This window comes from Oscillatoria sp. HE19RPO (genome assembly GCF_024220515.1).
Lineage (GTDB): Bacteria > Cyanobacteriota > Cyanobacteriia > Cyanobacteriales > Laspinemataceae > Laspinema.
Window position 1 is genome coordinate 1 of sequence record NZ_JAMXOT010000220.1, and the last position, 9,537, is coordinate 9,537.

The 9,537-nt window shown below is 48.0% G+C and carries 9 protein-coding genes; 5 read left to right on the plus strand and 4 right to left on the minus strand.

All coding sequences use genetic code 11. The annotated features are described in order from the left end of the window. Window positions 1-236: 236 nt before the first annotated feature. On the minus strand, window positions 237-1,424 hold the full coding sequence (gene dnaN, locus NG833_RS19825; protein ID WP_254567001.1) for a DNA polymerase III subunit beta: 1,188 nt from the start codon (window positions 1,422-1,424) through the stop codon (window positions 237-239). Between dnaN and NG833_RS30545 the strand changes: the two genes are divergently transcribed. Further along, window positions 1,423-1,551, plus strand: a complete 129-nt coding sequence (locus NG833_RS30545; protein ID WP_256556077.1) for a hypothetical protein — start codon at window positions 1,423-1,425, stop codon at window positions 1,549-1,551. The two genes, dnaN and NG833_RS30545, sit on opposite strands and share 2 nt — an antisense overlap. Window positions 1,552-1,839: 288 nt before the next feature. On the opposite strand, the gene dnaA is transcribed toward NG833_RS30545, so the two are convergent. Next, window positions 1,840-3,216 carry a chromosomal replication initiator protein DnaA gene (gene dnaA, locus NG833_RS19830; RefSeq protein WP_254567002.1) on the minus strand — a complete coding sequence of 459 codons (1,377 nt, stop codon included), beginning with the start codon at window positions 3,214-3,216 and terminating at the stop codon, window positions 1,840-1,842. A gap of 254 nt (window positions 3,217-3,470) precedes the next feature. Here dnaA and NG833_RS19835 point away from each other — a divergent pair, with 254 nt between their 5' ends. From NG833_RS19835 to NG833_RS19845, 3 genes are all read left to right on the plus strand, one after another. Beyond that, window positions 3,471-4,712, plus strand: a complete 1,242-nt coding sequence (locus NG833_RS19835) for an HhoA/HhoB/HtrA family serine endopeptidase (protein ID WP_254567003.1) — start codon at window positions 3,471-3,473, stop codon at window positions 4,710-4,712. Between the two features lie 176 nt (window positions 4,713-4,888). Continuing rightward, on the plus strand, window positions 4,889-5,422 hold the full coding sequence (def, locus tag NG833_RS19840) for a peptide deformylase (protein WP_254567004.1): 534 nt from the start codon (window positions 4,889-4,891) through the stop codon (window positions 5,420-5,422). 212 nt (window positions 5,423-5,634) lie between these two features. Further along, the gene (locus NG833_RS19845; RefSeq protein ID WP_254567005.1) at window positions 5,635-5,916 is read left to right on the plus strand and encodes a hypothetical protein; all 282 of its coding nucleotides are present in this window, start codon (window positions 5,635-5,637) and stop codon (window positions 5,914-5,916) included. Window positions 5,917-6,457: 541 nt separating this feature from the next. Here NG833_RS19845 and NG833_RS19850 read toward each other — a convergent pair. Beyond that, entirely contained in the window at window positions 6,458-7,477 is a 1,020-nt protein-coding gene (locus NG833_RS19850) for a glucokinase (protein ID WP_254567006.1), read from the minus strand. 57 nt (window positions 7,478-7,534) lie between these two features. Beyond that, window positions 7,535-8,179: a histidine phosphatase family protein gene (locus tag NG833_RS19855; protein WP_254567007.1), complete on the minus strand. Its 645-nt coding sequence runs from the start codon at window positions 8,177-8,179 to the stop codon at window positions 7,535-7,537. Window positions 8,180-8,432: 253 nt separating this feature from the next. On the opposite strand from NG833_RS19855, the gene NG833_RS19860 reads away from it, so the two are divergent. After that, on the plus strand, window positions 8,433-9,236 hold the full coding sequence (locus tag NG833_RS19860) for a C39 family peptidase (RefSeq protein ID WP_254567008.1): 804 nt from the start codon (window positions 8,433-8,435) through the stop codon (window positions 9,234-9,236). Window positions 9,237-9,537 lie beyond the last annotated feature (301 nt).

A 9,537-nucleotide genomic window follows, 5' to 3' on the forward strand; every position in this document is an offset into this window, starting at 1 on the left:
CTCTAATGCCCGGAAACGACTGAAGTCGTTACTACGAACAAAAGAAGGGATTTTTCCCCGTTTGTAGTAACGACTTTAGTCGTTATCTTCTTACTCTAATGCCCGGAAACGACTGAAGTCGTTACTACGAACAAAAGAAGTATTCTCCCCGTTTGTAGTAACGACTTTAGTCGTTTCTTATCTTAATCCTCTCAATTCACCTCAGAAAACCAGTCAACTTAATCGCGCCATAAAAATTAACCGCGCATCTGAACAGGCATGATTAAATGGGTCATTTTTACGCCGGTTAGGGGAGATAAGACTACGGGAGATGTAGCTGAATTGAGCTTGATGATAATCTCGGTGGCGCTGATGTTTTTCAAGGATTCCATTGCATATTTGACGTTAAATGCAATGTCTAAACTCTCTCCGGTAATTTGAGCGGACATGGATTCTCGGCCACTGCCGACGTCGGCAGCTTCGACGGAGAGAGAAAGGATTTGTTTTTCTTGGTCGATGGAGAATTTGACGATGTTATTTTTGCGATCGGCTAAAACTCCAATGCGTTCTAAGGCGCTCAGAAGTTGGCGACGTTCTACGGTGACTTGGCGCTCAAAGGACCGGGGAACTAATTGACTATAGGCGGGATATTGACCTTCTAGGGTGCGACTGGTGAGGCGAAATCCTCCCAGTTCTAAGACGATTTGTCCGGGGTCGAAGTTGAGGGAAATGGGTTCATGTCCTTCATGCATTCCCACGATGCGATCGAGTTCCCGTAGGGCCCGCGCTGGGACGGTGACTTCTAGTTCGTCGGCATCGTCGCTGTCTTCTGCTTCGTCGTCGCTTTCTTCTGTTTCGTTGATGGTTTCCACGATCGCCAAGCGGTGTCCATCGGTGGCGGCAAATTCTAAGCTATCAGCATGGACGATTAAATGAACGCCGGTTAACACTTGTTTGGTTTCATCGGCAGAGGTGGCGAATAGGGTGCCGTGCAATCCTTGCATTAGGGCCTCGGCAGGCAGTTGCATGGTTTGTCCCTCGGAAATTGTCGGCAGTGCGGGAAATTCATCGGCACTCATTCCCCGGACTTCGTAACGTCCGGAGGTGGAGGTGATGGTGGCTAAAATTCCTGCTTCAGCAGCGCTATCTTCGCCGGTGTAGGGTCTTTCATCGTCGAGGGTGACTTCTCCATCGGGGAGACGAGAGATGATGTCGTTAAAGAGTTTGGCGGGGAGGGTGAGGGTGCCGCTGGTTTCGACTTTGGCGGCAAAGCTGGTTTTGATCCCCAGGGATAAATCAAAGGCGGTTAAGCTGACTTGCTGCTGTTCCTCATCGGCACTGAGGAGCACGTTGGCGAGTACCGGATGAGTCGGACGAGAGGGGACTGCACGACTGATCAGGGAGAGGTTGGTGGCGAGTTGGTTTTGAGCGCAAATAAATTTCATGAGTCTTCAGAGGTGCCTTGTTTGGAGTCAGTACAGCGATCGGCGCAATTTTAGCCCGATCGCCCATCCTACCACTGGTTCTTTCTTCTATCTAGGGGTGAAGATGCGATCGCCTGTTTTCTACTAGAGGACTTACGCATTGTTGGAGAGAAAACCCAAAATGTAGAGGCGATTCGCGAATCGCCTCTACATTTTGGCTTCAATGTTACAGATTTTGTCAGTCCTGTACGACTCTACCCCTGTGGAAAACTTGTGGAAAACTTTACGGATTTTTCCACAAAGTATTTTTACTTAATCTGTAATTTTGCCCCAAAAGCCTGAGTTTTCCCCAGTGTTTTCCACAATTTAAAGGAATTTTCCCCAGGCGACTGCCTTGGAGGAAGGAATAGAATAGGCAGAGAACCCGTCCGACTCTTTACTCCGGGGATTTACTCGAAAAGTGAATGCGATCGCTCAACTGCCTGAGCAAATTCCGCATTTCCACATCATTATCCTTGAGCGCCGCAATTTTTTCGCAACTGTACATCACCGTCGTATGGTCTTTTCCCCCAAACTCTTCCCCAATCTTCGGTAAACTCAAATCTGTATGCTGACGAATCAGATACATGGCAATTTGACGCGCTTGGCTGATTTCTCGTCGTCGCGAATTCCCCTTCAAATCCTCTATAGAAATTCCCAATATCTCTACTACTGCCATCATCACCGATTCTACTGTGGCCTTGACTGGCTCGGTTTGGGGATTTAAAATTGGGGCAATATTTTCCACCGTCATCGGTAACCCAGAAATGGACAAATAAGCCACCACCCGAATTAATGCCCCCTCTAATTCTCGAATATTCGAGGTGAAATGAGAGGCAATATATTCAATCACATCCCGAGGCAAGCGCATTTTTTCATATTCGGCTTTTTTTTGCAAAATTGCCATGCGGGTTTCCAAGTCCGGGGTTTGAACATCCGCAATTAATCCCATTGAAAACCGCGAACATAAGCGCTCTTGCAACCGTGGGATTTGATTAGGCGGTCGGTCTGAGGCTAAGACCACTTGCTTCCCGGCTTCATGGAGGGTATTAAAGGTATAAAAAAATTCTTCCTGGGTGTATTCTTTGCCTTCAATAAATTGAATGTCATCGACTAATAACACATCTGCCGCTCGATAATGTTCCCGGAAACTTTGCATACTATCCTTACGAATCGCAGCAATTAAATCGTTGGTGAATTGTTCCGTCGAGACATAAAATATCTTACAATCGGGAGAGATTTCTAAGCGATAATGACCGATCGCCTGCATCAGGTGAGTTTTGCCCAATCCGACCCCGCCACAGAGAAACAACGGATTAAACTCCCGTCCTGGAGATTCGGCAACGGCGAGGGAGGCAGCATGAGCCATCCGGTTGTTTGCACCCACCACAAATCGGGAAAAGACATATTTGGAATTGAGTTCTGGAGGACGATGCGGATGGGTGTGGCTGGGTTCGGGAATCTGGGAGACAACGGGAGAGGGCCACATATAGTCGCCGCGATCGCTCCCCTGGGTGGCTTCGCTGCCGCTGGTGGTGATGTAAATATCTACGGGATGTCCCAGGATATCGGTGACGACATCAGCAATAGTTTTAATGTAATACTTCTGTAGCCAGTTGCGGGCAAAGGGATTGGGGGTATCAATCACCAAGCAGTTGTTTTCTAGCTGCACGGCAGTGGCGGTTTTGATCCAGGTTTCAAAGGTGGGACGGCTCAACTGCACTTGTAACCGTTCCAGGACCCGATCCCAAAGACTTTCGAGAGGAATCTCCACAACTGACCTCGCAAGCACTAATCTCTGATGCTTTATGACTGTAGCAAAAAATTCTGCCCTGAGCAGGCGATCGCCAGATGATACTTGTATCTACGCTAACAATCGGTTGTCCAAGGGGGTTGGGTTCCGGAGGCGATCGCGGTTTGGATTCAGGAATTGTCTATAATCAAAGGGGTTAAAGACTAAATTTTAAGTCTTTTTTTAGAAACGAAGATTGTTTAACGAGTTTTGGCAAGGAGCATAGGCAGGCAGCAATGAAAAATTCAGAGCGGGATCATCAACGAGGTCATTTTTCCGGGACACAGGTGCTACTTTACCTGTTGTTGGTGGTGGTAGGTGCTGGTGCCGCCTTTATGGGCGATCGCTGGTTGCGCACCAATGGACCTTTATCTTTAGATTCATTGGATCCCAGAAGTCCCTCAGTGACGACTCCCGATGATGATCCTCTGCGTCGCGGCGTCTTATCCTTGCCGGTAAATTCTAATTTTATTGTCGAGGCGGTAGAAAAAGTGGGTCCGGCAGTGGTGCGAATTGATGCGGCACGAACGGTTACCCAGGATATCCCGGATGCTTTTCGGGACCCGTTCTTTCGGCGGTTTTTTGGACAAGCACCGATGGAGCCACAAGAACGGGTGGAACGGGGTACGGGTTCGGGATTTATTATTAGTGATGATGGTCAGATTTTAACCAATGCTCATGTGATTAATGGTGCCGATACCGTGAGTGTGGTGCTCAAGGATGGGCGAAGTTTTGAAGGAACGGTATTGGGAGAGGACCCGATTTCTGATGTGGCGGTGGTGAAGATTGAGGCGACGGAACTGCCCAAGGCGACCCTGGGGAATTCAGAACAATTGCAACCAGGGGAATGGGCGATCGCCATTGGCAATCCCCTAGGGTTAGATAATAGTGTGACGGCAGGGATTGTCAGCGCCACCGGGCGATCGAGTCGGGATGTAGGGGTTCCCGATAAGCGAGTGGGGTTTATCCAAACCGATGCGGCAATTAATCCCGGTAATTCAGGGGGTCCGTTGCTCAATTCCCGAGGGGAAGTGATTGGCATGAATACGGCAATTATTAGTGGGGCCCAAGGGTTGGGATTTGCAATTCCGATTCAAACCGCACAAGCGATCGCCCAGCAATTAATTACCACCGGCAAAGTCCAACATCCCTTCCTAGGGATTGAAATGGTGACAATTACCCCAGAATTACAGCAAGAGTTGAATACCGACCCCAATAGTCCGATGCAATTATCTGTGGATAGTGGGGTATTAATTGTGCGAGTCTCTGCCGATTCTCCGGCAGAACGTGCCGGATTACGCGCAGGGGATGTGATTCAGCGCATGGAAAATCAGGAAATATCCCAGTCCGATCGGGTCCAGCAAATTGTTCAAGGGTCGCAAGTCGGAAATGCCTTGGAACTACAAATTAACCGCGATGGACAAACTTTAAATATCACCGTAGAACCGGGGGAAATGCCGGTTAATCCCAGTTTTTAAGCAACAACGGGCTAAAAACCCCGCCCTCCCCTGTAGGGGCGCTTCGCGAAGCGCCCGACAAACAAGAGATAAATCCCCCACAGGGACTGTGTATAGCGCAATAGGGAGCAAGATGCTCCAACGGATTCACGACGAGAGTCAGACTGTAGCAAGATTCCCTATATAAGAGAAAAGCGATGAATAACCTTCGAGATATTGTGCAATTAGGCAATCCTGTCTTACGGGAAAAAGCCCAACCTGTGACTAACGTTCACCTCGACTCCATCCAATCTCTGATTGAGGAGTTGATGGCAACCTTGAAACCGTCCAATGGAGTCGGGATTGCGGCTCCCCAGATTGGCGAATCCTATCGGGTTTTTATCTTAGCGTCCCGTCCCACCTTGCGCTATCCCCAGGCTCCGACAATGGAGGCGATCGCCATTATTGACCCGCAGATTATCGCCTATTCTGAGGAAAAAGTCAAAGATTGGGAAGGCTGTTTGAGCGTGCCAGGAATTCGCGGATTAGTGCCGAGACATCAGGCGATCGAGGTCAAATATATGGACCAGCAGGGGAAATTACACCATCAAGAATTTACCGGGTTTGTAGCCCGGATTTTCCAGCATGAATATGACCATTTAGAGGGAAAAGTCTTTTTAGACCGAGTGGAGAGTATGCTGGATATTGTCACGGAACAAGAATATCAAAAGCAGTTTTTACAACAGTTGTGAGGCAGAGAAAGGGTGCAAGTGCCAAGTGATAGCGCTGCTTTTCTCTATCAAATACCGCCCTCACCCCAAACCCCTCTCCCAGAACGGGAGAGGGGCTTTGAATGGTACAGAATGAGTCTGGGAATTGCTATAAAATTCCCTTTCTTTAGGAAGAGACTGGAAAAGCTTAATACAAACTAAACTGAAATGAGTCAATTTTAAGGGATAGATTCATGGAAAATAGCTTATTTAATCAAACGTTTCGAGACGATGAGGGCAATATTGTCATTGTTCAACCCCCCAATCTGCCGGTCCTGGTGGCAACTACAACCACGCTACTCACATTAGTGGTTCCCCGGGGGACGCTGCATACGGGGTTAGATGCGATCGCCTTTGGTTCTTGGTTTACGTGGGCGTGGTTGGAGATTTTTGACGGCGTAAACTATTTTCGTCGGGCATTAGGTCTATTTGTTTTGATTGCCATCATCGCTTCCCGAGTCTTCAACACCTTCTGATCCGAAATCCGGTTGTGATAAGGGGATTGCAAAATATAAATCATCCAACCGTTCATGAAAGAAAGGTATCTGTCGGAGTAAATGCTTGCGCCCTGGGGCGTATGCAATACGCCCCTACATTGACGGTGCTATTCCGTTGAGCATTCACTACGAACAAACGTTTTGGAGATTTTATTTTTTGGAGTTCCCTAAGTATCTAAAAACTAGCCCTGTCAAGGTGGTAAATTTAATGACGAAAAATCATGGTTTCTTGTAGGGGCGCAATGCTTGCGCCCCTACACTGACGGGGATACTCCATTGATCCGTCACTACGAACGAACGTTTTGGAGATTTTATTTTTTGGAGTTCCCTTAAACTTATCATTTGGACAGGTGCTTCTCGAAGCGCCTCTACATTCCATCACTGTTTTTGGTGATTAAATTTATTACCTGGACAGGGAAAGGGGAGGGAACCCCACCCTAACCCTCCCCAAGACATCGGGGAGGGAACCGGAGGTTTTAGGGGGTGGTATTGGGGGGGAGAAACCCCCGGGTTGTCGTGACTATAATCGGGCAGCACAGATGGCGGCACCAATTAATCCCACTTGGGGATTGAGAACGATATGAACTGGGACTTTTTCTGCCAAGGGACTGACTCGACCTTTATGGTTAAAGCTATTGATAAACCGATCGCCTTCTGTAATTAAGGGCAGAATTTTAGCCGCAATTCCCCCCGCCAGATACAATCCCCCATAGGGTAGTAATTTTAACGCCAGATTTCCCGCTTCCGCCCCATAAGCTTCCACAAAAATTTGTAAGGTTTGTTCGCAAATCGGGTCAGATTTTTTTAGGGCCCCTTGGGAAATCTCTGAGGGGTCTTTGTCTGCGGGGGAAATATCTTTTCCCGCCGCGATCGCCCGATCGCGCAAAAATTGATAAATTGACGCAATCCCCATCCCCGATACTACTCGTTCCACAGAAACGCGATCGATCTTCTCCCGTTGCTGTAAGTCTTGCAACAGTTCAAACTCAATCTCGGTACGAGGTGCAAAATCTGCATGACCCCCTTCGGAGGGATAGACAAAATATTCATCCAAATGCCGGATTAAAAACCCTTGTCCCAGTCCCGTTCCTGCGCCAATCACGGCGATCGGGGCCGCAGTTTGCGGTTCCCCGGGTTGCAAAGTATGGAGGTCCGCTTGATTCATCCCCAACACGCCATAACCCACCGCTACAAAGTCATTAATTAACTTGACATGGGGAATGTTGAGTTCTTTTTCTAATCGGTCCGTTGTCAGGGTCCAACTCAGATTAGTCAGGACAGATTTATGTCCAACCACGGGACCGGCGATCGCAAAACAGGCCCCCTTGGGGGAGGGGACCTCTCCTAATTTCTGACTCGCTTCCTTGAGAAACTGTCCCACAATGGGTACTAAGTCGGGATACTCCTGACTGGAGTAAATCCCCTCATAGAGAGTGTCAATCTGGAATGCCCCTGAAGTCGTATCTGTTGCAGTCGGCATCTCCACCAAGCGCAAAAGGGATTTGGTGCCACCGATATCTCCGGCTAATAGTAAGGTCATTTTGTTGATTCTGAGCGTATGGACTGTTGGATTAAATCCGGTTTCTTTTTAATCTTCCTAAAAAAATCGGATTTCCGCCTCAATTTCTCGCAAATGAGAGCGATCGCCCTTCAGTTCCATTTCCCATTTCTTCCCTTGGCGGACCAGCTTGTACAAACAGCATAATCCTGCACTCAACTCCATTTCCACCGCATCTACCGCTAGACCCATTGTCGCCCCAATCACCGAGGCCCCATGCCCCACCAACAGAATCTCCTCGGAAAACTCATCCGCAAGCTGTCGCGCCGTTTCTCCCGCGCGTTGCACACAATCCTCATCAGATTCTGGATACTTCGGCATCACCCGAGAGTGATAACTTAAATCAATTCGGGGAAATTCTTCGGCTAACACCTCCGGGGGGAGGGTTTCGGGCATTTCCGTCATCCACTCTGGATTTAACCATTCACAGAGTCCCCACTCCAGTTTTAGGGGTAAGTCTAAAATTTCTGCCACCTGATTTGCAGTTTGTACGGTTCGCAGAAAAGGAGAGGCGAATACATGACTTATACGTTCTCCCTTGAGACGTTCGGCCAGTTCTTGCGCTTGCACAAAACCATCTGCCGACAAGGGCGGATCGTACCGACGTTCTGCTGTATTAAACCATTCAGGGTTTACGAAGTCTAAACGGTTCGCGTGTCTTGCAATCCAAACGATTTGAGACATGGGTATAACTCATCCACTCATCAGCAATTTCAGTCTAAGTTGGCACAAGGATGAGTTGTCCCAACCCGGACTTCTTCCTCACTATACTGGGTTTTGACCGTTTGCGATGCGGCCTATGTAGTGAGGGTTACAAACGGTTTTGAAAGTTGGGCAGCCTAAACACCAGGGCAAAGATAGGCAACCCTCTGGCTAACTGCCAGCCCCGACTCAGACAACTGGTATCGGCATTTTACTTGTTTTTTGGTTAGAAATTATGACCGTAGCACAATCCTATTCGACTCCATCTACCGCCTCCGGAAACCAGTCCACTGAATTAAAAATTCTTTCCGATACAATTCTCAAACAGAAACCCATTCCCTCATCTGAGTTGAGCGACTCGGAAAAACAAGCAATTCCAGCGGGAACGGTGTTAAAAGTCCAGTCTTACGCCCCAGAAAGCGATCACGTTAAGGTTGCTTTTGCCGAGGAAAGTTTTCAAGGTCGTAACACCTGGTATGTTTATTATAAACATGGGGTGATTCTGCACAAAGGGTCAGTAGCTTTTCCCGATCGCATTAAACTGGCGGTTCCCTACAAATCCCAACTGGATAATGCCAAAAATCCTTACGGCAGTTGCAACACCACCAGCATTGCCATGTGTTTGGCTTACCTGGGAATTAAAGGCAAACAGCCTCACAAACAGTTAGAAGATGAACTCCAAGAGTGGTTAGAAGCCCGGGGTTTAAGTCGTCATGACCCCTATCATTTGGCTCAAGTGGCCGAAGCTTATGGGGCAAAAGACCGTTTTACTGAAAAAGCCACCTTTAATGAAATCAAGGAATGGCTGATTCAAGGTAACCCAGTTGTTATCCACGGTTATTTTACCAGTTTCGGTCATATTGTTTGCTTAATTGGCTACAATTCTCATGGCTTTATTGTCCATGACCCTTATGGTGAATATTGGTCTCATGGATACAATACTTCTGCACGGGGTGCGGGGTTAAGTTATTCCTACGACCTGATTTACAATACCTGTAAAGCTGATGGGGATTGTTGGGTTCATTTCATCTCCCGTTAAGGGGTGATTCGTACCCTAAAGGACTCTGTTGCTTAAAGGGAGACCTAACCCCCCAACCCCCTTCCCTCAGAGGGAAGGGGGAGTCGGAAAGCCCATTTCCTAATTCTGTGTAGGGGCGATTCGAGAATCGCCCGTCTATAAAATTCCCCTAATTCTCTGTCTGTTTTGGAGAAAATGGGGTTTTTTTCTGGCGATTCTCGAATCGCCCCTACATCGTGTTTTGGGGAGGATTGGTTGGTTTTTTTCTGGCGATTTTTGAATCGCTCCTACATCGGTTTTTGGAGAAAATAGGGTTTTTTTC